At 71.6% G+C, this 24,604-nt stretch carries 21 protein-coding genes; 10 read left to right on the top strand and 11 right to left on the bottom strand.

Annotation, left to right across the window (positions count from 1 at the left end):
• Positions 1 to 20 precede the first annotated feature (20 nt).
• Both C3489_RS03175 and C3489_RS03170 read left to right on the top strand, forming a co-directional pair.
• The gene (locus C3489_RS03175; protein ID WP_103779808.1) at positions 21 to 683 is read left to right on the top strand and encodes a GntR family transcriptional regulator; all 663 of its coding nucleotides are present in this window, start codon (positions 21 to 23) and stop codon (positions 681 to 683) included.
• Complete coding sequence (locus C3489_RS03170) at positions 680 to 2,029, top strand: nitrate/nitrite transporter (protein ID WP_103779597.1); 1,350 nt, start codon at positions 680 to 682, stop codon at positions 2,027 to 2,029. Before C3489_RS03175 ends, C3489_RS03170 begins: the two co-directional genes overlap by 4 nt.
• A 78-nt stretch (positions 2,030 to 2,107) precedes the next feature.
• On the opposite strand, the gene C3489_RS03165 is transcribed toward C3489_RS03170, so the two are convergent.
• Positions 2,108 to 2,932: a maleylpyruvate isomerase family mycothiol-dependent enzyme gene (locus C3489_RS03165; protein WP_103779595.1), complete on the bottom strand. Its 825-nt coding sequence runs from the start codon at positions 2,930 to 2,932 to the stop codon at positions 2,108 to 2,110.
• 194 nt (positions 2,933 to 3,126) lie between these two features.
• On the opposite strand from C3489_RS03165, the gene C3489_RS03160 reads away from it, so the two are divergent.
• Positions 3,127 to 3,924, top strand: a complete 798-nt coding sequence (locus tag C3489_RS03160; protein ID WP_103779593.1) for a carbon-nitrogen family hydrolase — start codon at positions 3,127 to 3,129, stop codon at positions 3,922 to 3,924.
• Positions 3,925 to 3,937: 13 nt separating this feature from the next.
• On the opposite strand, the gene C3489_RS03155 is transcribed toward C3489_RS03160, so the two are convergent.
• Positions 3,938 to 4,432 carry an LURP-one-related/scramblase family protein gene (locus C3489_RS03155; RefSeq protein ID WP_103779591.1) on the bottom strand — a complete coding sequence of 165 codons (495 nt, stop codon included), beginning with the start codon at positions 4,430 to 4,432 and terminating at the stop codon, positions 3,938 to 3,940.
• Positions 4,429 to 5,412, bottom strand: a complete 984-nt coding sequence (locus C3489_RS03150; protein WP_103779589.1) for a GlxA family transcriptional regulator — start codon at positions 5,410 to 5,412, stop codon at positions 4,429 to 4,431. The genes C3489_RS03155 and C3489_RS03150 overlap by 4 nt, the downstream gene beginning before the upstream one ends.
• Positions 5,413 to 5,464: 52 nt before the next feature.
• Between C3489_RS03150 and C3489_RS03145 the strand changes: the two genes are divergently transcribed.
• Positions 5,465 to 5,857: a cupin domain-containing protein gene (locus C3489_RS03145; RefSeq protein ID WP_103779587.1), complete on the top strand. Its 393-nt coding sequence runs from the start codon at positions 5,465 to 5,467 to the stop codon at positions 5,855 to 5,857.
• A gap of 70 nt (positions 5,858 to 5,927) precedes the next feature.
• Here C3489_RS03145 and C3489_RS03140 read toward each other — a convergent pair whose 3' ends face one another.
• From C3489_RS03140 to C3489_RS03130, 3 genes are all read right to left on the bottom strand, one after another.
• Complete coding sequence (locus C3489_RS03140) at positions 5,928 to 6,182, bottom strand: DUF6458 family protein (protein ID WP_103779585.1); 255 nt, start codon at positions 6,180 to 6,182, stop codon at positions 5,928 to 5,930.
• Between the two features lie 88 nt (positions 6,183 to 6,270).
• Positions 6,271 to 7,590 carry a M18 family aminopeptidase gene (locus tag C3489_RS03135; protein WP_103779583.1) on the bottom strand — a complete coding sequence of 440 codons (1,320 nt, stop codon included), beginning with the start codon at positions 7,588 to 7,590 and terminating at the stop codon, positions 6,271 to 6,273.
• 75 nt (positions 7,591 to 7,665) lie between these two features.
• Positions 7,666 to 9,492, bottom strand: a complete 1,827-nt coding sequence (locus tag C3489_RS03130; RefSeq protein WP_103779582.1) for an acyl-CoA dehydrogenase — start codon at positions 9,490 to 9,492, stop codon at positions 7,666 to 7,668.
• Positions 9,493 to 9,653: 161 nt separating this feature from the next.
• Here C3489_RS03130 and C3489_RS03125 point away from each other — a divergent pair, with 161 nt between their 5' ends.
• The 5 genes from C3489_RS03125 (at position 9,654) to C3489_RS03100 (ending at position 15,550) form a co-directional block, all read left to right on the top strand.
• On the top strand, positions 9,654 to 10,118 hold the full coding sequence (locus tag C3489_RS03125; protein WP_103779581.1) for an SseB family protein: 465 nt from the start codon (positions 9,654 to 9,656) through the stop codon (positions 10,116 to 10,118).
• Between the two features lie 1,065 nt (positions 10,119 to 11,183).
• Positions 11,184 to 11,711, top strand: coding sequence for a DUF3592 domain-containing protein (locus C3489_RS03115; RefSeq protein ID WP_146075267.1), 528 nt, complete (start codon positions 11,184 to 11,186; stop codon positions 11,709 to 11,711).
• 91 nt (positions 11,712 to 11,802) lie between these two features.
• Positions 11,803 to 12,780, top strand: coding sequence for a pirin family protein (locus C3489_RS03110; protein ID WP_103779577.1), 978 nt, complete (start codon positions 11,803 to 11,805; stop codon positions 12,778 to 12,780).
• An 82-nt stretch (positions 12,781 to 12,862) separates the two neighbouring features.
• Positions 12,863 to 13,897 (top strand): AI-2E family transporter, encoded by a 1,035-nt coding sequence (locus C3489_RS03105; protein ID WP_103779575.1) that lies wholly within the window; start codon positions 12,863 to 12,865, stop codon positions 13,895 to 13,897.
• A 24-nt stretch (positions 13,898 to 13,921) separates the two neighbouring features.
• Entirely contained in the window at positions 13,922 to 15,550 is a 1,629-nt protein-coding gene (locus C3489_RS03100) for an MFS transporter (RefSeq protein WP_103779572.1), read from the top strand.
• 143 nt (positions 15,551 to 15,693) lie between these two features.
• On the opposite strand, the gene C3489_RS03095 is transcribed toward C3489_RS03100, so the two are convergent.
• Complete coding sequence (locus C3489_RS03095) at positions 15,694 to 17,880, bottom strand: SpoIIE family protein phosphatase (RefSeq protein WP_103779570.1); 2,187 nt, start codon at positions 17,878 to 17,880, stop codon at positions 15,694 to 15,696.
• A 185-nt stretch (positions 17,881 to 18,065) separates the two neighbouring features.
• Here C3489_RS03095 and aspS point away from each other — a divergent pair, with 185 nt between their 5' ends.
• Positions 18,066 to 19,829: an aspartate--tRNA ligase gene (gene aspS / locus C3489_RS03090; RefSeq protein ID WP_103779568.1), complete on the top strand. Its 1,764-nt coding sequence runs from the start codon at positions 18,066 to 18,068 to the stop codon at positions 19,827 to 19,829.
• Between the two features lie 70 nt (positions 19,830 to 19,899).
• Here the strand turns inward: aspS and C3489_RS03085 are convergent, their stop codons facing one another.
• The 4 genes from C3489_RS03085 to C3489_RS03070 all read right to left on the bottom strand — a co-directional run bounded on the left by C3489_RS03085 (position 19,900) and on the right by C3489_RS03070 (position 24,559).
• Complete coding sequence (locus C3489_RS03085) at positions 19,900 to 20,265, bottom strand: PH domain-containing protein (RefSeq protein ID WP_103779806.1); 366 nt, start codon at positions 20,263 to 20,265, stop codon at positions 19,900 to 19,902.
• Between the two features lie 40 nt (positions 20,266 to 20,305).
• Positions 20,306 to 20,995: a hypothetical protein gene (locus tag C3489_RS03080; RefSeq protein WP_103779566.1), complete on the bottom strand. Its 690-nt coding sequence runs from the start codon at positions 20,993 to 20,995 to the stop codon at positions 20,306 to 20,308.
• A gap of 133 nt (positions 20,996 to 21,128) precedes the next feature.
• Positions 21,129 to 22,745 (bottom strand): methionine--tRNA ligase, encoded by a 1,617-nt coding sequence (gene metG / locus C3489_RS03075; protein WP_103779564.1) that lies wholly within the window; start codon positions 22,743 to 22,745, stop codon positions 21,129 to 21,131.
• 86 nt (positions 22,746 to 22,831) lie between these two features.
• Positions 22,832 to 24,559 carry a VWA domain-containing protein gene (locus C3489_RS03070; RefSeq protein WP_103779562.1) on the bottom strand — a complete coding sequence of 576 codons (1,728 nt, stop codon included), beginning with the start codon at positions 24,557 to 24,559 and terminating at the stop codon, positions 22,832 to 22,834.
• Positions 24,560 to 24,604: the final 45 nt, after the last annotated feature.

Below are 24,604 nucleotides of genomic sequence, written 5' to 3'. Positions count from 1 at the left end.
GATGTATCTATCCTGTGGGCATGCCAACCGCCCCGTCCGCACCCGTGAAGCAACCACCCGCCGCCGACCGCGTCTACACCCACGTCAAGCAGGGCGTTCTGGACCGCCGCTACGAAGGCGGCACCCTCCTCACCGAGGGCGAGCTCGCCGAGGCCGTCGGGGTCTCCCGCACCCCGGTGCGCGAGGCGCTGCTGCGGCTGGAGGTGGAGGGGCTGATCAAGCTCTACCCGAAGAAGGGAGCCCTGGTCCTGCCGGTCTCCGCCCAGGAGATCGCCGACGTCGTCGAGACCCGGCTGCTGGTGGAGGAGCACGCGGCCCGCAAGGCCGTGCCCGCCCCGGCGGGACTCATCGAGCGGCTGGAGGAACTGCTCAAGAGGCAGAAGGCCCAGGCCGCCGCCGGCGACCTGGCCGCGGCCGCCGTCACCGACCGCTGTTTCCACGCCGAGATCGTGCGCAGCGGCGGGAACGAGATCCTTTCGCGGCTGTACGACCAGCTCCGGGACCGGCAGCTGCGGATGGGCGTCGCGGTCATGCACTCCCACCCCGACCGGATCGCCAAGACCCTCGCCGAGCACGAGGAGATCCTCGCCGCGCTGCGTGCGGGGGACGCGGAGGGGGCCGTCGGGATCGTCCACCGGCACGTCGGGTGGTTCTCGAACCTGGCCCGGGGTGAGGTCCGATGAGCTCCTCGTCCTCCTCCGCGTCTTCCTCCTCGTCTTCCTCCTCTTCCTCCTCCGCGCGGGTCACCCTGCCGGGTGACCCGCCGGGCGGGCGGCGGGCCGTCGCCGTGTGGTCCATCGGCGTCGCCGTCTACTTCGTCGCCGTCATCTTCCGTACGTCCCTGGGCGTGGCCGGTCTCGACGCCGTCGACCGCTTCCATGTGAACGCCTCGGCGCTGTCCACCTTCTCCATCCTCCAGCTGCTGGTCTACGCGGGCATGCAGATACCCGTCGGCCTGCTGGTCGACCGGCTCGGCACCAAGAAGGTGCTGGGCCTGGGCGTCGTGCTGTTCACGATCGGACAGCTCGGCTTCGCCTTCTCGCCGTCGTACGGCATGGCCCTCGCCTCGCGCGCGCTGCTGGGCTGCGGGGACGCCATGACGTTCATCAGCGTGCTGCGGCTCGGCGGGCGCTGGTTCCCGGCCCGGCGCGGGCCGCTCGTCGCGCAGCTCGCCGGTCTGGTGGGCATGGCGGGCAACCTCGTCTCGACCCTGGTGCTGGCCCGGCTGCTGCACGGGGTCGGCTGGACCGCGGCGTTCGGCGGCAGCGCGGTCGCCGGTGCCGTGGTGTTCGTCCTGCTGCTGCTGTTCCTGAAGGACCACCCCGAGGGGCACGAGCCGGAGCCCGTGCCGCACCAGGGGGCGGCGTATGTGCGCCGGCAGATCGCCGCGTCCTGGCGGGAGCCGGGGACCCGGCTGGGGCTGTGGGTGCACTTCACGACGCAGTTCCCGGCGATGGTGTTCCTGCTGCTGTGGGGGCTGCCGTTCCTGGTCGAGGACCAGGGGCTCGGCCGGGCCACGGCGGGGGAGCTGCTGACCCTGGTCGTGCTGTCCAACATGGTCATCGGGCTCGTGTACGGGCAGATCGTCGCCCGGCGCCACGAGGCGCGGCTGCCGCTGGCGCTGGGTACGGTCGGGGCGACGGCGCTGCTGTGGGCGGCGACGCTGGCGTACCCTGGCGCGCACGCTCCGATGTGGCTGCTGATCGTGCTGTGCGCGGTGCTGGGGGCGTGCGGGCCCGCGTCGATGATCGGCTTCGACTTCGCGCGCCCCGCGAACCCGCCCGAGCGCCAGGGGACGGCGTCGGGGATCACGAACATGGGGGGTTTCGTCGCCTCCATGACGACGCTGTTCGCGGTGGGCGTGCTGCTGGACGCGACCGGGGACGACTACACCGTGGCGTTCTCGGCCGTGTTCGTGCTCCAGGCGCTGGGTGTCTCGCAGATCCTGCGGTTGCGCAGGCGGGCGGCGCGCAGAGAGCGGGAGCGGCTGGTCGCGAGCAGGGTGGAGACGGTGCACGTTCCCGCGTAGGCGCACAGCGCCGGTGCCGGGCGGGGGCGGGTCGTGCCGCCCGGCGCTCGCGGGGTGCCGCAGGGCGCGGCAGCCGGGTTACGGCGTCACCGGGAAGTGGCGCAGGATGGCCGCCGCCAGGTCCAGGTCGCCCTCGGTCTTGACGCGGTCCGCCGCCGCTTCCGGCGTCACCCGGCCGCAGGCCAGTCGGACGTAGGTCTCCCAGTCGAGGGTGAGGGTGGCGGCGGGGCCCAGGGCGGGGGCCGTCTCCAGGGTGCCGCGGCCCTGGATGTCCACGCGGATCGTGCGCAGGAACTCGACCGGTCCGTGCACGTCGAAGACCACCGCCGAGCTGCGCGGGGCCTCGGCGCGATCCGCGACGACCTGCGGCAGCGCGTCCAGCAGGACGTCGCGGGCGATGTGCGCGCCCGGGGAGTCCAGGTTGCCGGGGCGGCCCAGGGCCGTGCGCAGGTCCTGTTCGTGCACCCAGACGTCGAAGGCGTGGCGCCGCATCGACTCCTCCAGGGTGAGCTCGGCGCCGAGGGGGCCGCGCACCTTGGCGCCGGGGTCGCGGGAGTCGTTGCGCAGCTGGCGGTTGCGGCGGATGACGGTGTACTCCAGCTCCGCCGTCATCTCCGGCGCCGTGTGGTGGCGGCGGACGTCGACCTGTATCTCCATGTACCGCTGGTGGTCGTTGGTGACGTGGAACAGGTCGCGCGGCAGCGTGTGGATGGGGCGCGGGTCGCCGAGCATCTCGCAGTCCAGGCCGATGACGTGCGAGACGATGTCGCGCACCGACCAGCCCGGGCACGGGGTACGACGGTTCCAGTCGGCGTCCGCCAGCGGCTGCACCAGCTCGGATATCGCCTCGATGGAGTGGGTCCAGGCATCGGCGTAGGGCTGGAGAGTGGGATGCAGACTCACGGAAACGGGACCCCTCGGCGGTCGGTACACGGGCAGGTTGTGGCGGCGGTGCCAGTGGGAGGCGGCTTCACTCGGCGGTGTCTGGAATGGCTAAGTTACGCTGCTCCGAGGCACCCCGGCAGTGCTTTCGTGTGACGATCGTAGGCCCGTGGGGGCGCCCGTGTGGACGGCTCGATGGCCAGGACGGTGGTAGTGTGCGCGCCTCATTGATCCAGATCGCCGTGAACGAGGGCGAATCGGTGGCTGACCGGCGAGTTCGCGCCGCGTCGCTGGTGCGGGAGCAGGCCGGGTCCGCGGACCTCGTCGTCCTGCCCGAGCTGTGGACGTGCGGCGCCTTCGCCTACGAGCAGTTCTCCGGCGAGGCCGAGCCGCTGGACGGGCCGACCTTCGAGGCGATGGCCAAGGCCGCGAGCGACGCGGGCGTGTGGCTGCACGCCGGCTCCATCCCCGAGCGCGACCCCGAGGGCCCTCTGTACAACACCTCTCTCCTCTTCTCCCCTTCCGGCGACCTGGCCGCCGCCTACCGCAAGATCCACCGCTTCGGCTTCGACAAGGGCGAGGCGGTGCTCATGGGCGCCGGGCGCGAGCTGGTGACGGCCCGTCTGCCGTGGACCACGCTGGGCGTGGCCACCTGTTACGACCTCCGTTTCCCCGAACTCTTCCGCGGTCTCGTCGACGCCGGCGCCGAGACCCTGGTGGTCCCGGCGGGCTGGCCGGAGCGCCGCCGGGCGCACTGGACGCTGCTGGCTCAGGCGCGGGCGGTCGAGAACCAGGCGTTCGTGCTCGCCTGTGGAACGGCCGGGACGCATGCGGGAGTTCCGCAGGCCGGTCACTCGATCGTGGTCGATCCGTGGGGCGAGGTGCTCGCCGAGGCGGGCCCCGGGGAGGAGGTGCTCAGCGTGGACTTCGACCCGGCGAAGGTCGCCGCGACCCGCGAGCAGTTCCCGGCGCTGAAGGACCGGGTACTGGGCCTGGAACCGCCCCGGCACTGACCACCGCCCCGGCTCAGTCGTCCTCCCGTTCCTTCTCGGCCAGGTGGATCACGCACACCGCCACCGCGATGAGCAGCGCCGGGTCGGCGTCGTCGCGGACGACGTCGATGCCGTAGGTGTCGCGGACGGTCAGCCAGCGGCGGGAGATCACGGCGAGCAGTTCCCCGTCGTACTCGACGGCGAACTCCCGGTCCAGGATCTTGCCGCTGACGTCCAGTTCCGTGCCGTCGGCCAGGGACACCCGGTAGTGGTTGCGCAGCAGGGACAGCCGCCGGCGCTTGATCGTCGCCAGGGGCTCGCCCGCCCGTTCGATCACCATGGTGTCGCGCAGCGCGAACATCTTCTGGTGGATGTCGATCAGGACGCGGCCCTGGGTGTCCTTCAGTTCCCAGGTGTCCCGCAGGCGCATGGCCTTGCCGTCGACGAGGTAGACCTTGTTGCCGCGGTCGTCCTCGATCCAGTAGTCGTCGCCGATGCCGAGGAGCCGGTCGTACACGAGGAATCTCATGCTGTGAGCGCTTCCCCGGGCGCCCGTCCGAAACGCCGGCGGTAGGCCGACGGGCTGAGTCCGGTCTCCCGCCGCAGCCGTGCCCGCAGGTTGGCGGCGGTGCCCAGGCCGCTGCGGGCGGCGACCACGTCGAGCCGTTCCTCACCACGTTCGATGAGCCGCCGGGCCAGCGTCACCCGCTCGGCTGTCAGCCACGCCAGCGGTGTCGTGCCGAGCTGGGAGCGGAAGCGACGGTGCAGCGTGGCGGGGCTGACCCGCGCCTGTGCCGCGAGGTCGGCGACCGTCAGGGGTTCTCCCAGCCGTTCCTGCGCCCAGGCCAGCAGCGGTGCGAGGGACTCGTCGCGGACGGCCGGCACCGGGCGCTCCACGAACTGGCGCTGACCGCCGTCGCGGTGGGCGGCGAACACCAGGCGCCGGGAGACATGGTTGGCGATCTCGGCGCCGTGGTCGCGCCGGACGACGTGCAGGCCGAGGTCGAGCGCCGAGGCGCTGCCGGACGCGGTGAGGATGTCGCCGTCGTCCACGAACAGCACGTCCGGCTCCAGCAGAACCCGCGGGAAGCGGGCGCGGAAGGAGTCCGCCCACATCCAGTGGCAGGCGGCGCGGCGCCCGTCGAGCAGACCGGCCTCCGCGAGCGTGAACGCGCCGGAGCAGAAGCCGATGAGCCGGGCGCCCCGCGCGTGCGCCCGGCGCACGGCGTCCAGGACACGCGGGGCGCGCGGGGTGTCGGTGTCCGGCCGGTTCGGCACGATCAGCGTGTCCGCCTCGTCCGCCGCCTCCAGCCCCGCGATCCCGGTGAGCGTGAAGAACCCGTCCCGCATCCGGGTCGCCGGGTCCGCGGCGCACAGCCGGAAGTCGTAGAGCTCACGGCCCAGTTCGGGGCGGCGCAGGCCGAAGACCTCGATGGCGCAGCTCATCTCGAACGGGTTGGAGTTCTCGTCGACGATCAGGACGACGCGGTGCGAGGATCCTTGCGGCATGTGCGATTCCTAGCACTCGCGGGCCGCGTGGGGCCAGGCGCAGGATGAGGCCATGAGCAGCGAACCGATCTCCCTGGCCACCGCCCTCGCCTCGTTCACCGAGCAGTGGAGTCCGCGCATCGTCACCACGGTGAACGACTACGACGTCCGCGTCGCCAAGGTGGAGGGGGAGCACGTCTGGCACGTCCACGACCACACCGACGAGTTCTTCCTGGTCCTGTCCGGTGAACTGCGCATCGCCCTGCGCGAGCCGGCCGGGGAACGCACGGTGGTCCTCCCGCGGGGCTCGCTCTTCACGGTCCCGCGCGGCACGGAGCACAAGCCGTACGCCCCCGTGCCGACGGAGATCCTGCTTCTCGAACCCGCCGGCACCCTCACGGTCGGCGACCGCCACGACGAGGTCCCGGCCCACGTGGACGCGACGACGGGGCACGCGCTTACCTGACCCACGGTGCGCGCGAGCACCCCGCCCGCCGCGTCCACCAGCGGAAAGCCGCGGAAGCCGCAGGAGCCGCTCAGACGCCGTACCCGTCGCTGTAGCCGTCCCGCGTGTGGTGGTGCCGTTCCTCCTCGACGACCGTGGTCGTCGCCGGCGGCACCATCACACGCCGGCGGCGGGCGATGCTGCTGAAGGTCGAGACGCCGATCAGGCCGACGATCATCAGGATGATGCCGACCAGGTCGAGGTTGACCCCCTGCATGTCCCAGTCGGTCGCGAACGTGAGGATGGCTCCCACGGCGATGAGGATGATGCATCCGCCGAGGCCCATGAGTGTCGCCTCCCTGTCCGGGCCGGTACCTCCGGTCCGGACACACGGGTACCCGCGTTGTCAACCCCCATGCGGCGCCCGGCGGTTGTCAGCCCTCCAGAAACGCCACCAGCGCGTTGGCCAGCAGATACGGGTCGTCGGCACCGCACAGCTCCCGTGCGCTGTGCATGGACAGGATCGCCACGCCGATGTCGACGGTGCGGATGCCGTGCCGGGCGGCGGTGATGGGGCCGATGGTGGTGCCGCACGGCATGGAGTTGTTGGAGACGAACGACTGGAAGGGCACATCCGCCCGCTCGCAGGCGGCGGCGAACACCGCGCGGCCCGAACCGTCCGTGGCGTACCGGTTGTTGACGTTGACCTTGAGGATGGGGCCGCCGTTGACCCGCGGGTGGTGCGTGGGGTCGTGGCGTTCGGCGTAGTTGGGGTGCACGGCGTGGCCGGTGTCGGAGGAGAGGCAGACGGTGCCGGCGAAGGCGCGCGCCCGGTCCTCGTACGACCCGCCGCGCGCGAACACCGAGCGCTCCAGCACCGATCCGAGCAGCGGTCCGTCGGCGCCGGTGTCGGACTGGGAGCCGTTCTCCTCGTGGTCGAAGGCGGCCAGGACCGGGATGGACGACACGTCGCGCCCGGCGGCCGCGGTCAGCGCCGCCACGCCGGAGTGCACGGACAGCAGGTTGTCCATACGGGGGCCGGCGACCAGTTCCCGGTCGCGGCCCAGGTAGGCGGGCCGTTCGACGGAGTGGACCATGAGGTCCCAGCCGGTGACCGAGCCGGCCGGCAGGTCGGCCTCCTCCTCCAGGAAGGCGATCAGGTCGCCCTCGCGCACATCGTTGCCCAGGCCCCAGATCGGCTGCATGTGCCGCTGCTTGTCCAGCTTGAGGCCCTCGGCGGTCACCGACCGGTCCAGGTGGATGGCGAGTTGGGGGACCCGCAGCAGGGGGCGGTCGATGTTCACCAGGTGGCTGGAGCCGTCGCGCAGGGTGAGCCGGCCGGCCAGGCCCAGGTCGCGGTCGAGCCAGGAGTTCAGCAGGGGGCCGCCGTAGATCTCCACGGCGACCTGCCGCCAGCCGTGCGCGCCGGCGTCGGGCAGCGGCTTGACCCGCAGGTTCGGGGAGTCGGTGTGCGCGCCGACGATGCGGAACGGCGTGTGGGGTGCGGCGCCCTCGGGGACGTACCAGGCGACGATGGCGCCGCCGCGCAGTACGTACTTGCCGCCGCTGGTGCCGTCCCAGGCGTCCGTCTCGGCGACCTGGCGGAAGCCGGCCTTCTCCAGCCGCTCGGCGGCGCTCGCCACGGCGTGGTACGGCGTCGGGCTGGCCGTCAGGAAGGTCATCAGGTCGTCGGTGTGGCCGCGGTCGAAGGGCGCGGTCGCGCCGGAGGCAGCAGGGCGTGAGGGTTCGCTCATGGGGTTCACCTTAACGACGGACGAGGGCCCGCTCCCCGTCAAGCGGGGGCGGGCCCTCGTGAGGACTGTCCCGTACTAGAACGCGGCCTCGTCCAGGTCCATCAGGTCCAGGTCGACACCCTCGGCGACCTTGCGGGCGCAGGTGACGCCGGGCAGGACGTTGGCGGCGAAGAACTTCGCGGCGGCGATCTTGCCGGTGTAGAACGCCTTGTCCTTGGCGGTGGCCGTGGCCAGCTTCTCGGCGGCGATGGCGGCGCCCTTGAGCAGCAGGTAGCCGACGACGACGTCACCGGAGGCGAGCAGCAGGCGGGTGGTGTTCAGGCCCACCTTGTAGATGTTGCGGGTGTCCTGCTCGGTGGCGGCGAGGTCGGTCAGCATCAGGCCGACGATGGCCTCCAGCTCGACGGCCGCCTTGGCCAGGTGCTCGCGGGCGCCGGCCAGCTCCTCGCCGCCGGTGCCGAGCGCCAGGAACTTCTTGATGTCCTCGGCGAGGGAGTTCAGCGCGGCGCCCTGGTTGCGGACGATCTTCCGGAAGAAGTAGTCCTGGCCCTGGATCGCGGTGGTGCCCTCGTACAGGGTGTCGATCTTGGAGTCCCGGATGTACTGCTCGATCGGGTACTCCTGCAGGAAGCCGGAGCCGCCGAAGGTCTGCAGCGACTGGGCGAGCTGCTCGTAGGCCTTCTCGGAGCCGTAGCCCTTGACGATGGGCAGGAGCAGGTCGTTCAGGGCGTGCTCGGCGGAGGCGTCCTCGCCGGCGGCCTCCTTGAGCTGGATGGCGTCCTGCACGGAGGCGGTGTACATCACCAGGGCGCGCATGCCCTCGGCGTACGCCTTCTGCGTCATCAGCGAGCGGCGCACGTCGGGGTGGTGGGTGATGGTGACCTTGGGCGCGGTCTTGTCCATGAACTGCGCGAGGTCGGGGCCCTGGACGCGCTCCTTGGCGTACTCCAGCGCGTTGAGGTAGCCGGTGGAGAGCGTGGAGATCGCCTTCGTGCCGACCATCATGCGGGCGAACTCGATGATGCGGAACATCTGGCGGATGCCGTCGTGCTTGTCGCCGATCAGCCAGCCCTTGGCGGGGTGCTTGTCGCCGAAGGTCATCTCGCACGTGTTGGACGCCTTCAGGCCCATCTTGTGCTCGACGTTGGTGGCGTAGACGCCGTTGCGCTCGCCCAGCTCGCCGGTCTCGAAGTCGAAGAGGTACTTCGGGACGAGGAAGAGGGACAGGCCCTTGGTGCCGGGGCCGGCGCCCTCGGGGCGCGCGAGCACGTAGTGGAGGATGTTCTCCGACATGTCGTGCTCACCGGAGGTGATGAAGCGCTTCACGCCCTCGATGTGCCAGGAGCCGTCCTCCTGCTGCACGGCCTTGGTGCGGCCGGCGCCGACGTCCGAGCCGGCGTCCGGCTCGGTGAGGACCATGGTGGAGCCCCACTGCTTCTCGACGGCGATCTTGGCGATGTGCTTCTGGACCTCGTTGCCCTCCTCGAAGAGGATGCCGGCGAACGCCGGGCCCGAGGAGTACATCCACACGGCCGGGTTGGCGCCCAGGATCAGCTCGGCGTACGCCCAGATCAGGGAGCGCGGCGAGGTGGTGCCGCCGATCTCCTCGGGCAGGCCGAGCCGCCAGTACTCGGAGTCCATGAAGGCCTGGTAGCTCTTCTTGAAGGACGCGGGGACGGGCGCGGTGTTGGTCTCCGGGTCGAAGACCGGCGGGTTGCGGTCGGCGTCCGCGAAGGACTCGGCCAGCTCGTTCTCGGAGAGGCGGGTCAGCTCCTCCAGGACGCTCTTGGCGGTCTCGACGTCCATCTCCTCGAACGGGCCGGTGCCGTACACCTTGTCGCGCCCGAGTACTTCGAAGAGGTTGAACTCGATGTCGCGGAGATTCGACTTGTAGTGCCCCATGGCGACGGCTCCCTAGAGGGACGGCGAGGCACTGTCTCCTCGCACACTCATACACGTACCAGCAAGTAGCTACGATGATGCTACCCGTCGGTAATATCTCGCAACCCCGATCCGGGGATCTGTGACCCACCCCTCCCGGTGGTGTCAGTACGCTTACGGTCATGTACGGCTACGACCAGAACGTGGGCGGCCAGCAGGGGTACCCCCCGCCGCAGCAGCCGATGGCCGGCGGGTACGGGCAGCAGCCGCCGCTGTACCCCGAGCCGTCCCCGCCCTCCCTCGCCGACGCCGTGCGCGCCTTCACCACGGGGCAGATGCCGGCCGAGGACTTCCAGCAGATCTTCGCCACGTCGAAGGTGTACTGCCCGCGTGGCGACACCCCGGGGTTCCTGGCGCTGCACAACACCCAGCAGCCGGTGATCCCGATGTTCACCTCGCTCAAGGAGCTGCGCCGCTACGCCGGCAAGGAGTCCAAGTACTTCGTGATCACCGGCGCGGAGGTGATCGACCTGCTGCCGACCGGGTACGGCTTCGTCCTGGACATGGAGGGCGAGCACCGGATGGTGTTCGACGCGAAGGCGGTGGAGCAGATGGTCGACTTCGCGATGCGCCGGATGTACGGCTGAGGCTGTTGTTCGGCGGGTGGTTGGCGCGATCGCCTGGCCGGCGGCTGGCCTGATCGTCTGGCGGCGGGCTGACGGCTTCGCGGCGCGGGCGGGTGGCGCCTTCGCGGCGCGGGCGCTGCCGTGATCCTCTGGCGGTGGGCCGGCGCGATCGACGGGCGGTCGGCTGCGGTGATCACCTTGCCGTCGGCTGACGCCTCGCCTCGCGGTCGGCTGGCGCCTTCGCGTCTCGCGGTCGGCTGCCGGGATGTCTGGCGTTGGGCTGGCGCCTTCGCCGCGCGGGCGGCTGCCGTGATCGCCTGGTGGTCGGTTGGCGTCTTCGCCGCGCGGGCGGTTGGTGCGAGCGTCTGGCGGCGGGCTGGCACCTTCGCCTGGCGGTGGACCGGCGGGCGGCTGGGGCGATCGTCTGGCTGTCGGCTGTCGGCTGTCGGCTGTCGGCTGTCGGCTGTCGGCTGTCGGCTGTCGGCTGGCGCCTTCGCCTCGGGGGCGGCTGACTGGATCGCCTGGCGGTCGGCTGCCGTGATCGTCTCCCGATTGGTTGGAGCCTTCGCGTCTCGCGGACGGCTGACCGGATCGCCTGGCGATCGGCTGCTGTGATCGTCTCGCGGTGGGCTGGCGCCTTCGTCTCGGGGTCGGCTGACCGGGATCGCCTCGCGGTCGGCGGACGCGATCGCCTCGCGGGCGGTTGGCCTGATTGCTTCACGTGGCTGGCGTCTTCGCGGTCGGCGTCGGCTGAATCGCTCCCTCCGGGCGTGGGGGTGCCTACTGTGCGGGCGTGACCTCGAACGACACTGCGCCGTCGGTCCTGTACGGACGGCGGCGCCGGGCCGCCCGGCTGTCCGGCGACGAGCTGCTGCTGGACGGGGACGGGCTGCGGCGCCGGATACCCCTGGCCGCGATCGACCGGGTGCAGACGGGCGGGCGGGTGCTCACCGTCGTCCTGCATCCGGACGGTCCGGCGCCACCCCCGGCACTCTCCCTCACCGCGCGCGGTGCCGCCGAGGCCGCGGCGTTCGCGGAGGCGCTGGGCCGCGCCGTGGCTGATGCCGGTGCCGGCGCGTGGGCCCCGTGCGGGAGGAACCGCGCGGGAGCCGGGGGCGGCGGCCGTGGCCGCGCTGGTGGTGGGTGCCGCTGGTCTGCTCCGCGGGCGGTGCCGTCGGGCTGGGTGCAGGCGGGGCGGGCGGTGGGGCCGTCCTCGGCTGGCTGGCCTGTCCCCTGTTGCTCGGCCCCGCCGCCGTCGCCGTCCTCGGCGGGGCGGAGCTGGTGCGGCAGGGCTGGGCCCTGCGGGCGCGTGGCGCGGTGGCGCCCGCCCGGCTGGTGCGCACGTACGCGCTGCACGGCGAGGACACCGGCGAGGGATGCGTCTACGTCTACGTCGACGACCGCGGCCTCGCGCGCGAGTGGCGGGGCCGCGCCGGCGCCGCCGAACAGGTGGAGATCCTCTACGACCCCGAAGACCCCGAGGTGGCCCGGCCTGGCCGCTCCACGACGGCCCGCCTGACCGGCACCGGCGCCCTCGCGCTGGGCGTGGGCGGCCTGCTGCTCTTCCTCGCGGCGATGGTCCTCGCACCGGTGGTGCGGGCGCTGAGGGGGTGAGGCCCGGGGAATGGGTTTGCGGATTCTGCTGTTGGGGGTGGCAGAAAGTTCAACGCTCAACTAAAGTGGGCGTACCAAGGAGGTACCGACCATGCCTGCAGTGACCGTCGAGAACCCGCTGATGCTCCCCCGCGTGACCGCCCCCGCCGACGCCGTGGCGCGGCCCGTGCTCGCGGTCACCACCGCGCCGACCGGATTCGAGGGCGAGGGCTTCCCGGTGCGCCGGGCGTTCGCCGGGATCAACTACCGCTACCTCGACCCGTTCATCATGATGGACCAGATGGGCGAGGTGGAGTACGCGCCGGGCGAGCCGAAGGGCACCCCCTGGCACCCCCACCGCGGCTTCGAGACCGTCACCTACATCATCGACGGGATCTTCGACCACCAGGACTCCCACGGCGGTGGCGGCACCATCACCAACGGTGACACCCAGTGGATGACGGCGGGTTCCGGCCTGCTGCACATCGAGGCTCCGCCGGAGCACCTGGTCGTGTCCGGCGGTCTCTTCCACGGACTGCAGCTGTGGGTGAACCTCCCCGCCAAGGACAAGATGATGGCGCCGCGCTACCAGGACATCCGCGCCGGCTCCGTCCAGCTGCTCACCTCCCCCGACGGCGGCGCGCTGCTCCGCGTCATCGCCGGTGAGCTGGACGGGCACGCCGGTCCGGGCATCACGCACACGCCGATCACGATGGTCCACGCCACCCTCGCGCCGGGCGCCGAGATCACCCTGCCCTGGCGGGAGGAGTTCAACGGCCTGGCCTACGTGCTCGCCGGCCGCGGTAGCGTCGGCGCCGAGCGCCGGCCGATCCGGATGGGCCAGACCGCGGTCTTCGGCACGGGCGGCTCGCTGACCGTCCGCGCGGACGAGAAGCAGGACTCCCACACCCCGGACCTGGAGGTCGTGCTGCTCGGCGGGCAGCCGATCCGCGAACCCATGGCCCACTACGGCCCGTTCGTGATGAACACCAAGGACGAGCTGATGCAGGCCTTCGAGGACTTCCAGAAGGGCCGCCTGGGCACGGTCCCGGCCGTGCACGGCATGACCGAGGCGGGCCCGCAGGCCTGACGCGCCGACAGCTCTGACGCCCTGTCACCCGGGCGGGCCGTCCCGACGGGACAGCCCGCCCGGCCCGTGCTGCGCTTGAGGGGTGCAGCTGCTTCCCGAGTCCGCCCGCCGTCTCGCCGCGTGGTGCGCGCTCGCCCTGCTCGTCGCCGGGGTCGGCTGGGTGGTCGTCCGGCTCCTCGCCGAGCTGCGCACCGCCGTGACGCCGGTGTTGCTGGCGCTGCTCGGGACCGCGCTGCTCGGCCCGCTGTACCGGCGGCTGGTCAAGGCACGCGTCAACCCGTCCCTGGCCGCCGGGCTGACCTGTGTCGCCGTCGTCGCCGTGGTCGGCGGGGCGGTGTACATCGTGGTGGCCGCGCTGATCGACACCGGCGACCAGATCACGGCCTCCCTCAAGGACGCGGCGCGCGGCGTCGCCGACCACTTCGGGGCGGCCGGGACCTCGCTGGACGACCTCGCGCGCAACTCCGGGGAGCTGCTGCGCAAGTTCGGCGGGACCGCGGCCCACAACGTGATCAGCGGGGTCAGCGTGGTCGGCGAGACCATCGCCATGGCCGTCCTCGCGCTGCTGCTCGTCTTCTTCTTCCTGCGCGACTCCGACCGGGCCGCCGCCGGTCTGCGGGCGCTCGCGCCGCGCGGCACCGCCGACACCGTCGAGGCGGTGTCCCGGCGGGCCTACCGGGCCGTCGAGGGGTTCATGCGCGGCACCACGTTCATCGCGCTCATCGACGCCCTGTGCATCACCGTCGGCCTGCTGATCCTGCGCGTACCCGGCGCCGTCGGCCTCGGCGCGCTGGTGTTCGTCGGGGCGTACATCCCCTATCTCGGCGCGTTCATCTCCGGTGCCGTCGCCGTGCTCGTCGCGCTCGCCGACCGGGGGTTCGTCATCGCGCTGTGGGCGCTCGGCGTGGTGCTCGCCGTGCAGGTGCTGGAGGGGCACGTGCTCCAGCCGGCGATCCAGAGCAGGACCGTGCAGATGCATCCCGCGGTGGTGATGCTCGCGATCACCGCGGGCGCCTCCGTGGCCGGCATCCTCGGCATGCTGCTGTCCGTACCGATCACGGCCGCCGTCTTCGGCGTCGTACAGGAACTGCGGGAACGGTCCGCGGATGCGACATGATCGGTCCCGGCGCAGACTGATCGGATGAGCGGAACGCGCACGAGACGGGACCAGGGCGCGGTCGGCGCCGGGCGTGCGGCCTCCCAGCCGCTGGCGCTCGCGGCCATGATGTGTGCCGTGGCGATGACGTTCATCGACCAGACGATCGTGTCGATCGCCGCCCCGAACATCGTCTCCGAACTCCATCTGACCAGCTCGGGAATGCAGTGGGTGGTCAACGCCTATCTGCTCGCCCTCGCGGCCTTCTTCGCCCTCGGCGGGCGCCTCGCCGACCTGTTCGGGCCGCGCCGGATCGTGGTCGTGGGCACGCTCGTCTTCGTCGTCTCCTCGGTGCTGTGCGGCTGTGTGCCCTCCGGCGGCTCCCCGCTGGCCTGGCTCGTCGTCTTCCGGGCCACCCAGGGGCTGGGGGCGGCACTGCTGTTCCCGGCGGCGCTCGCCGTGGTCGTGGCCGTCTTCCCCGTCGAGCGGCGCGGGCGGGCCCTCGCCCTGTTCTTCGGCCTCACCGGCGCCCTGACCGCGCTCGGGCCGCTGCTCGGCGGCTGGCTGACCGCCTGGACCTGGCGGGCCATCTTCTGGGTCAACGTGCCCGTCGCCGTCGTGGCGCTCGCCCTGACCGCGCTCGCCCGCATCCCGGCGCACCGCCGCGACGAGCGGCTGGACGTGCCCGGTGCGGTGCTGATCGCCGTCGGCATGGGACTGAGCGTGCTCGGCTTCCAGCAGGCCGCCACCTGGGGCTGGGACTCCGGGGCGACCTGGGCCTGCATCGTCGGCGGCCTGGTGGTGCTGGCGGTCTTCTGCCGCCTCCAGCTGCGGACCCGCCACCCGCTGATCAACCTCGCGGTCTTCCGCGACCGTGCCTTCACCGTCGACACGCTGGTGCTGTTCTTCGCGATGCTGGCGTTCGTCCCGGTGTTCTTCTTCGCCTCCGTCTACGCCCAGGTCTCGCTGAGCGCCTCCCCGCAGCAGGCCGCGCTGTACCTGCTGTACTTCTTCGCCGGCTTCGCCATCGCCTCCCAGTGGGGCGGCCGCATCCTGGACCGGCGGGGAGCGCGCCCGGCGATGAAGACGGGGTGTGTGGTCGGCGCCGTCGGCTTCGCGCTGTGGGCGGGGAAGCTGACCGACCTGTCCATGCACGACCAGTGGCCCTACGCCGCGCTCGCGGGTGCCGGCATCGGCTTCATCCTGGCGCCGGCCTCGACGGACGCCGTCAACCGCGCGATCGGCGCGTCCTACGGTGAGGTCACCGGCATCACCCAGACCGTGCGCAACTACGCGGCGAGCATCGGACTGGCGGTCTACGGCACCCTGCTGACCCACGCCATGACCGACCACGTCACCGACACCCTGCGCGGACGCGGGATGCCGCCGGACGCGGCACGCTCGGCGGCCGGGGACGTGGCGGAGGCGGTCACCGGCAACCCGGACTCCTCCGCCCCGACCGGCGGCGGGCCGCTCGCCACGACCATGCGCGCCGCGATGTCCGCGATCCGCGGGGACTTCGCCGAGGCCAACCAGTGGGTGTTCTACGGCATGGCGGTCGCCCTCGGCATCGGCTGGCTCTGCGCCCTGCGCCATCCGGGCGGACGGGCACCGGCGACCGAGTCCGGACCCGAGCGGTCCGAGGCGGAGCGATCGGATGTGCCGGGGCGCTGACCATCGGGGGTGCCGGGGCGCTGACCCATCGGGAGTGCCGGGCGCTGAGGAGCGAGCCGCGCGGGGCGGTTCCCGGGTGTGGTTTCCGGGGCCGGCCGCGCCTTCAGTCGATGTCGGCCGAGGTTGCCGGGCCCGGCCGTACCTCAGTCGATCACCTCGTCCACCGCCAGCGCGTCCAGGAGCGCGTCGGTGTCGGTGTCCTCCCCGCCGCCGCTCTTCTCGCCCAGCTCGAACCAGATGCTCTTGCCCTCCCCGCGCGGTGCCACGCCCCAGGTGTCGGCGAGCAGCTCCATCAGCACCAGGCCGCGCCCGGAGGACGCCAGCTCGCCGGGGCGGCGCTTGTGCGGCAGGTCGTCGCTGGTGTCGGCGACCTCCACCCGGATGCGGCGCTCGCCGGGCGCTCCGGCGACCTCGGCGATCAGCAGGGCGTCGGCGTCGGTGTGCACCAGGACGTTGGTGAGCATCTCGGAGACCAGCAGCACCGCCGAGTCGACCTGGTCCGGCGAGGGCCAGTCGTGCAGGAGCTCGCGCAGCTGCTGCCGGGCCGTGGCGATCCGCTCCGGCTCGGCCTGCGCGACGGTGAGCACCGAGCGCCTGACCGGCGGCCGTACGGCGACGGCGCCGTCCGCGCCCGCCGGGTGCCGGCCGAGCAGGACCAGGGCGATGTCGTCCTCGCGGCGGTCGGTGAGCGGGCCGGTGGTGTGGTGCGAGGAGGGGCCGTGCACGGCCTGGACCAGGGCGTCGGCGAGGGCGTCCAGGTCGCCGTCGTGGGCCTCCATGATCTCCCGCACCCGGTTCCAGCCGGAGTCCAGGTCGTGGCCGCCGGTCTCGATCAGGCCGTCGGTGCACAGCAGCAGCGTCTCGCCGGGGTGCAGGGTGAACCGGGTCGTCGGGTAGTCGCTGTCGGGGTCGATGCCGAGGGGGAGCCCCCCGGCCGTGGGCCGGTGCAGCACCGTGCCGTCGGGCATGCGCACCGCCGGGTCCATGTGCCCGGCCCGCGCGCCCTCCACGGTCCCGGTCGCCGGGTCGACCTCGACGTACAGACAGGTCGCGAAGCGCAGCTCACCGGGGTCCTCGGTGTGTGTGATGCCGTGCAGGAAGCGGGAGGCGCGGGAGAGCACCGCGTCGGGCCGGTGGCCCTCGGCGGCGTAGGCGCGCAGCGCCGTGCGCAGCTGGCCCATCAGCCCGGCGGCGCGTACGTCGTGGCCCTGTACATCGCCCATGACCAGCGCGAACCGGTCCGAGCCGGCCGGTGAGCCGCCGGGCAGCGGGATCATGTCGTACCAGTCGCCGCCGACCTGGAGCCCACCGCCGGTCGGCACATAGCGGGCGGCGATGCTCATGCCGGGGATCTTCGGGCCGATCACCGGCAGCATCGAGCGCTGCAGTCCGTCGGTCAGTTCCCGCTCGGTCTCGGCGGCGCCGGCCCGGGACAGGGCCTGGGCGAGCATCCGCGCCACCGTGGTCAGCACGGACCGCTCGTCGGGGGTGAAGGCGACCGGATAGGTGAACGCGGCCATCCAGGCGCCCATGGTGCGTCCGGCGACGGTCAGCGGCAGGAAGGCCCACGACTGCCGGTTGAAGCGCTGGGCGAGCGGCCAGGTCAGCGGGTAGCGCGCCTTGTACTCCTCCGGGGAGGAGAGGTACACCGCGCGGCCGGTGCGCACCACCTCGGCGGCCGGGTAGTCCGTCTCCAGCGCCATGTGGACGAACGGTCCCTCGTCGCCGGGCTGCTGCCCGTGGTGGCCGATGATGGTCAGCCGGTCGCCCGATATCCCGAACACCGCGAGGCCGTCTGGTGAGAACCCGGGCATCGACAGTCCCGCCGCCACCCGCAGCACCTCGGCCGTGGAGCGGGCCTCGGCCAGCGCGCGGCCCGCGTCCAGCAGGAACGCCTCCCGGGAGCGCCGCCAGTCCCCGGTGACCGCGCTGCGGCCGGCCGGGGTGCCCGGCGCGGGCTCGGTGACCTCCTGCAGGGTGCCGATCAGCTCGTAGGCCTTCTTCTCCCGGTCGAAGGACGGCTTGGAGCGGGAGCGCACCACGCGCAGCACCCGGCCCGTCTCGTCCATGATCCGGATGCGCACCTCGGCCAGGGTGCCCTCGGCGACCGCGAGCTGGACCACGCCGGTGATCTCGTTCCAGTCCACCGGATGCAGCCGGGCCCGCACCTGGGCCTCGGTCAGCCGGGTCGGCTCGGCGGGCAGCCCGAGCAGCCGCGCCGCCTCCGCGTCCACGGTGACCTGCCCGGCTGCGGTGTCCCAGTGCCACAGGCCGGTCGCGAGGGCGGCGAGGACCTCCTCCACGGCGGGCAGGGGCTCACCAGTACGCATTGCCCCACTTTAAGAAGATCTGTTCGCATAATGCCACCGAAGCAGGCGAGCGCAGCGGCCGGCGGCTCTCCGGTACCGCCCGCGCGGTAATGGTGGGGAGGCGATCCCGGGGTGCCCGGTACCCTTGAAAAGTCCGGGCACCGGGCCCCGGAGATTCCCGATCCGCGAAGACTGGATGAACGACGATGCATCGGTACAGGTCCCACACCTGCGGCGAGCTCCGCGCCTCTGACGTCGGCACCGACGTCCGGCTGAGTGGCTGGCTGCACAATCGGCGCGACCTGGGCGGCATCCTCTTCATCGATCTGCGCGACCACTACGGCATCACGCAGCTGGTGGCCCGCCCCGGCACCGAGGCGTACGAGGCCCTGGACAAGGTCTCCAAGGAGTCCACGGTCCGCGTCGACGGCCGCGTTGTTTCACGTGGAACCGAGAACGTGAACCCGGACCTGCCGACCGGTGAGATCGAGGTCGAGGTCGGCGAGGTCGAGCTGCTCGGTGCGGCCCAGCCCCTGCCCTTCACGATCAACACCGAGGACGGGGTCAACGAGGAGCGGCGCCTGGAGTACCGCTTCCTGGACCTGCGCCGCGAGCGCATGCACCGCAACATCATGCTGCGTACGGCTGTCATCGGCGCCATCCGCCACAAGATGACGGCGCTCGGCTTCAACGAGATGGCCACCCCCATCCTGACGGCCACCTCCCCCGAGGGCGCCCGCGACTTCGTCGTGCCCTCCCGCCTGCACCCGGGCAAGTTCTACGCCCTGCCGCAGGCCCCGCAGCAGTTCAAGCAGCTGCTGATGATCTCCGGCTTCGACCGCTACTTCCAGATCGCGCCGTGCTTCCGCGACGAGGACGCCCGCGCCGACCGCTCGCCGGGCGAGTTCTACCAGCTCGACATCGAGATGAGCTTCGTCGAGCAGGAGGACGTCTTCCAGCCGGTCGAGAAGCTGATGACCGAGCTGTTCGAGGAGTTCGGCGGCGGCCGTCATGTGACGTCCCCCTTCCCGCGCATCCCGTTCCGCGAGGCGATGCTGAAGTACGGCTCCGACAAGCCGGACCTGCGCGCCCAGCTGGAGCTCGTCGACATCACGGACGTCTTCGAGGGCAGCGAGTTCAAGGCGTTCGCCGGCAAGCACGTGCGCGCGCTGCCGGTCCCGGCCGTCCAGGACCAGCCCCGCAAGTTCTTCGACCAGCTCGGCGACTACGCCGTCTCGCAGGGCGCCAAGGGCCTGGCGTGGGTGCGCGTCGGCGAGGACGGCCAGCTGTCCGGCCCGATCGCGAAGTTCCTCACCGAGGAGAACGTCAAGGTCCTCACCGAGCGCCTCGGCCTGGAGGCCGGCCACGCCGTGTTCTTCGGCGCGGGCGAGTTCGACGAGGTCTCCAAGATCATGGGAGCGGTCCGCGTCGAGGCCGCCAAGCGCGCCGGCCACTTCGAGGAGAACGTCTTCCGCTTCTGCTGGATCGTCGACTTCCCGATGTTCGAGAAGGACGAGGAGACCGGCCGGATCGACTTCTCGCACAACCCGTTCTCGATGCCGCAGGGCGGCATGGACGCCTTGGAGAACCAGGACCCGCTGGACATCCTGGCCTGGCAGTACGACATCGTCTGCAACGGCGTCGAGCTGTCCTCCGGCGCGATCCGCAACCACGAGCCGGACATCATGCTCAAGGCGTTCGAGATCGCCGGCTACGACCGTGAGGTCACCGAGCGCGAGTTCGCCGGCATGCTGCGCGCGTTCCGCTTCGGCGCCCCGCCGCACGGCGGCATCGCCCCCGGCGTCGACCGCATCGTCATGCTGCTCGCCGACGAGCCGAACATCCGCGAGACCATCGCCTTCCCGCTCAACGGCAACGCCCAGGACCTGATGATGGGCGCCCCGACCGAGCTGGACGCGGCCCGCCTGAAGGAGCTCCACCTGACGGTGAACAAGCCGCAGCCGAAGTAAGCGGCACGCCCACGCGAAGGCGCCCGGGACCGCGTCGGTCCCGGGCGCCTTCGGTGTCACCGGGCAGAGGTCACTTGGCGACGAACTGCGTGAGGATCGCCTGGACCTCGTAGATGTCGACGCCCTTGGTGAACGTCTTCTCGATCGGGGCGGCCGTGCCGGACACCCAGATCTTCAGCTCGGCGTCCAGGTCGAACGTGCCGGCGGTCTCCACCGCGAAGTGCGTGATGCTGCGGTACGGGATGGAGTGGTACTCGACCTTCTTGCCGGTGATGCCCTGCTTGTCGACCAGGATCAGCCGCCGGTCGGTGAACAGGATGGTGTCGCGGATCAGCAGGTAGGCGGCGTGCACCTGCTCGCCGTTGCCCAGCAGCCGGGCGTACTCCTGCTGGGCCTCGCCCGAGTCGATGGTGTGCGCGTTGCCGAACAGTGCCATGTGGTCCCCCCAGATGAACGTGACAGCGATCTTGGGCAATCTACCCGTCCGCGTCACCGGCGTCATCGGGTGAGGCGCCGTCCTCCAGAAGACGTTCGGCGATGTCGTCGGACCAGTGCTGCGCCCAGGCGCGCAGGGCGGTGATCTCCTGCGCCGGCAGGCCGTACGCCGTGAAGGCGCCGTCCGGGTACCAGTCGGTGCCGGTGAGGCGGGACTGCAGGGTGGGCAGGTCGAAGGGGTCGTGGGCATGGCGGCGGCCCAGCTCCTCCAGATCGGGGAAACCGAAGCGGGCGGCGGCGGCCCGCGCGTCGATCAGGTCGACGGCACCGCCCCGGTCGTACAGGGCACGGATCTTCGTGCCGACCGCGTCCTCCAGGGACAGCGTGGGACCGGCCTCGGTGAGCACCGGCGGATGCCAGAACGCCTCTTTGTGCAGGGCGAGGGCGCACTCCTCGCCGGTGGGCGGGTCGGTGACGGTCAGCTGCGCCGACAGCGGGGTCACGGACGCGGTGCGCACCTGCCGGCCGCGCGCCTCCAGAGCCGTACGGATGTCCTCGGCGATGCGCTCCATGGGCTCACCGCTCTGAGTCGCGACGTCGACGTTCGCGTGCGGCCGGGTCAGCAGGCCGTGTGCCTCAAGGGCGTACCCGCCGGCCAGGACCAGCCCGTGCGGGCTGCCCGCGGTGACGGTGTCGCCGAGGAGGCGCTGGTGGGGTGCGGAGAGGTTCACGGGAGCCACATGCTGTCAGACGCCGGGGGCGGGGGACCGGCAGCCGCGCCGGTGCGGAAAGCCGACCGCCCCCGGGAGCGGGGCTCCTCGGGGGCGGTCCTGCGTGTCCTGCGGGCCTCACGGCCTTACGGCGTCACGCGGTGGGCTTCTCCTCCAGGCGGGGGAAGAGCACCGCGCCCTTGGTGACCGTGGTGCCGGCGGGCAGGCGGCCCCACTCGCCGGCCTCCTGCACCCGCTGCTCGGCCAGGGCGCCCAGGGACGCCTCGGCGCCGAGGGAGTCCCACAGCTTCTGCGAGGTCTCCGGCATGACCGGGTTGAGCAGCACGGCGACGGCGCGCAGGGCCTCGGCGGCCGTGTAGAGGATCGTCGCGAGGCGGGCCTTGCCCTCCTCGGAGTCGTCCTTGGCGACCTTCCAGGGCTCCTGCTCGGTGATGTAGCCGTTGACCTGCTTGACGAAGTCGAAGACCGCCAGGATGCCGCCCTGGAAGTCCAGCTCCTCGCCGATCTTGCGGTCGGCCTCGGCCACCGCCTTGGCCAGGCCGTCGTGGATCGCCTTCTCGGCGTCCCCGTCGGCCGTGGACGCGGGCAGCTCGCCGCCGAAGTACTTGCCGACCATGGCCGCCACACGGGAGGCGAGGTTGCCGTAGTCGTTGGCCAGCTCGGAGGTGTACCGGGCGGAGAAGTCCTCCCAGGAGAACGAGCCGTCCTGGCCGAAGGCGATCGCGCGCAGGAAGTACCAGCGGTAGGCGTCCACGCCGAAGTGCGAGGTCAGGTCCTGCGGCTTGATGCCGGTCAGGTTGGACTTCGACATCTTCTCGCCGCCGACCATCAGCCAGCCGTTCGCGGCGATCTTCTTCGGCAGCGGCAGACCCTGTGCCATCAGCATGGCCGGCCAGATCACCGCGTGGAAGCGGAGGATGTCCTTTCCGACGAGGTGCACGTCGGCCGGGAAGGTGGCCTCGAACTTCTCCGGGTTCTCGTTGTAGCCGACGGCCGTGGCGTAGTTCAGCAGCGCGTCGACCCACACGTAGATCACGTGCTTGGCATCCCACGGGATCGGGATGCCCCAGTCGAAGGTGGAGCGGGAGATCGACAGGTCCTGCAAGCCCTGTCGGACGAAGTTCAGCACCTCGTTACGCGCGGACTCCGGCTGGATGAAGCCGGGGTTCGCCTCGTAGTGGGCGAGGAGCTTGTCGGTGTACTCGCTCAGCTTGAAGAAGTAGTTCTCCTCGCTGAGGATCTCCACCGGCTTCTTGTGGATCGGGCAGAGCTTCTGACCCGCGTACTCGCCCTCGCCGTCGAGCAGCTCACCAGGGAGCTTGTACTCCTCGCAGCCCACGCAGTACGGGCCCTCGTAGCCGCCCTTGTAGATCTCGCCCTTGTCGTACAGGTCCTGCACGAACTCCTGGACGCGGTCGGTGTGCCGCTTCTGCGTGGTGCGGATGAAGTCGTCGTTCGCGATCTCCAGGTGCTCCCAGAGAGGCTTCCAGGCCTCGGTGACGAGCTTGTCCGCCCACTGCTGGGGCGTCACCCCGTTCGCCTCGGCCGTGCGCATGATCTTCTGACCGTGCTCGTCCGTGCCGGTGAGGTACCACACCTTCTCGCCGCGCTGACGGTGCCAGCGCGTGAGCACGTCCCCTGCAACGGTCGTGTAGGCGTGGCCCAGGTGAGGAGCGTCGTTGACGTAGTAGATGGGCGTGGAGACGTAGTACGCCTTCCCCGCCTGCTTCTCGGATCCAGTGGCCGCCATGGTCGAAATCCTACTGGCCCGGTGAAGATCGACTCACACGCGTTTCGGGGGGTGGACGGAGCGGTTCCGTCCACCCCCCGGTCGCGTCACGGGCGCCAGGTGGCCAGTACGCCCTCGTAGAGCTCCTTGTCGGTGAGCTCGCGGGGGGTGGGGCCGGCATGGAAGAAGGACGTGTTCTCGGTCTTCAGCTTGCGGAGGTAGTCGAAGGCCTTGTTGTCGTGCTCACCGAAGGCGACGAAGGAGAAGAAGAGGGCGGGGTGGTTCTTCGCCGCGTCCGTGAGGGACTGGGTGGCGGGGGTCTTCGCGTCCGGGGCGCCGTCGGTCTGGAAGACGACGAGGGCGGGGCCGGTGGGGTCCTGCGTCTTGCCGTGCAGGTCGATCACCTGCTGGACCGCGGCGTGGTAGCTGGTGCGGCCCATGCGGCCGAGGCCGGCGTGCAGCTCGTCGATCTTGTTCTCGTGGTCGGTGAGGGTGAGCTCGCCGGTGCCGTCCACCTCCGTGGAGAAGAAGACGACCTGGAGCGTGGCCTCGGGGTCGAGGTGGGCGGCGAGAGCGAGGGTCTGCTCGGCGAGGGCCTGGGCGGAGCCGTCCTTGTAGTACGGGCGCATGCTCGCGGAGCGGTCGAGGACGAGGTAGACCTTGGCTCGGGTGCCGGTGAGGTCGTGCTTCTTGAGGGCGGCGGTGGCGGCCTTGTAGGCGGTGGTCAGGGTGGGGGCGGTGGCCTTGACGCGGGTGAGGGGGACGGCGGGCTTGGGGGCGGGGTCGTCGTTTTCGGGGGCTTCGGCCTCGGCTCCGCCTTCGGCCGTGTCGTTCCCCTGCGGGGCGTCCTCGCCGTCGGCGGCCGCGGGTTCGGGGGCTGTGGGCTCGGCCTCGGCTTCGCCTTCGGCCGTCTCGTTCCCACCCGCACCACCCGTGCGGGATTCGTTGTCGGGTGCGAGTGGCCCCTGTGGGGTGTCCTCGCCGTCGGCGGCTGCGGGCTCGGGGGCGTCAGCCGGCTGCGCCGGCTCCTCCTCCGCGACCGGCTCTTCCTTCGCCGGCTCCTCTTCGGCGACCGCGGGTTCTTCCGCGGTCTCGTCTTCGTCGACCGCGGGCTCTTCCGCAGGCTTCTCCTCGGCGGCCGTCGGCCCTTCCGCGGGCTCCTCCACGGCGGCCGCCGGTTCCGGCTCCGCCGGTTCGTGGGCCTCCGTCGGCTTGTCCTCGGCGATCGTCGGCTCTTCCGCGGCCTCGGCGGCCGTCGGCTCTTCCGCGGTCTCCTCTTCGGCGACCGCGGGCTCTTCCGCGGCCTCCTCTTCGGCGGTCGTCGGCTCTTCCGCCGGCTTCTCCTCGGCGGCCGCCGGCTCTTCCTCTGCCGGTTCCTGGGCCTTCGCCGGCTCGGCCTCCGCGGCCGGCGGCTCCTCCGGGGACTTCTCCTCGGTGAGCGTCGGCTCCGGCTGCGCCGTTTCTTGGGTGAGGGGCTCTTCCTCCGGCTGGTCCGTCGGGCGGGTGGGCCTGGGGACCGTTACGTGGTCGAAGGCCGCTACCACCAGTTCGTGGGTGTCGCGGAGCGCCGGGCGGGGCTCCGGGATGCGGGGGGTGGGGTCCTGCGTCGCGCTTGCCGTCGCGGTGGTCGGTTCCGGGTGGCCGGAATCCGTCGCTTCCGTGGGCTCGGGCGTGGTCGGTTCCTGCGTGGCCGGCTCCGGGCGGGCCGGTTCCGGCGCGGTCTTCGTCGGCTCCGTGGACTCCCGCGTCGCCGTCGGTTCCGCACTCTCTGCCTCGGCCGTGCGTGCCTTGCGTGATCGGCCGAACGCGTTCCGCAGGAGAGTGAGAATGCCCATGTGCGCAACCCTTCGCGTGAGTTGGTGCCCGTCGATCCCTGGCCA

It is taken from the genome of Streptomyces sp. Ru71, assembly GCF_002920535.1.
GTDB lineage: Bacteria > Actinomycetota > Actinomycetes > Streptomycetales > Streptomycetaceae > Streptomyces.
Note: the sequence above shows the minus strand (reverse complement) of the source record. Positions and strands in the feature narration are given on the sequence as shown.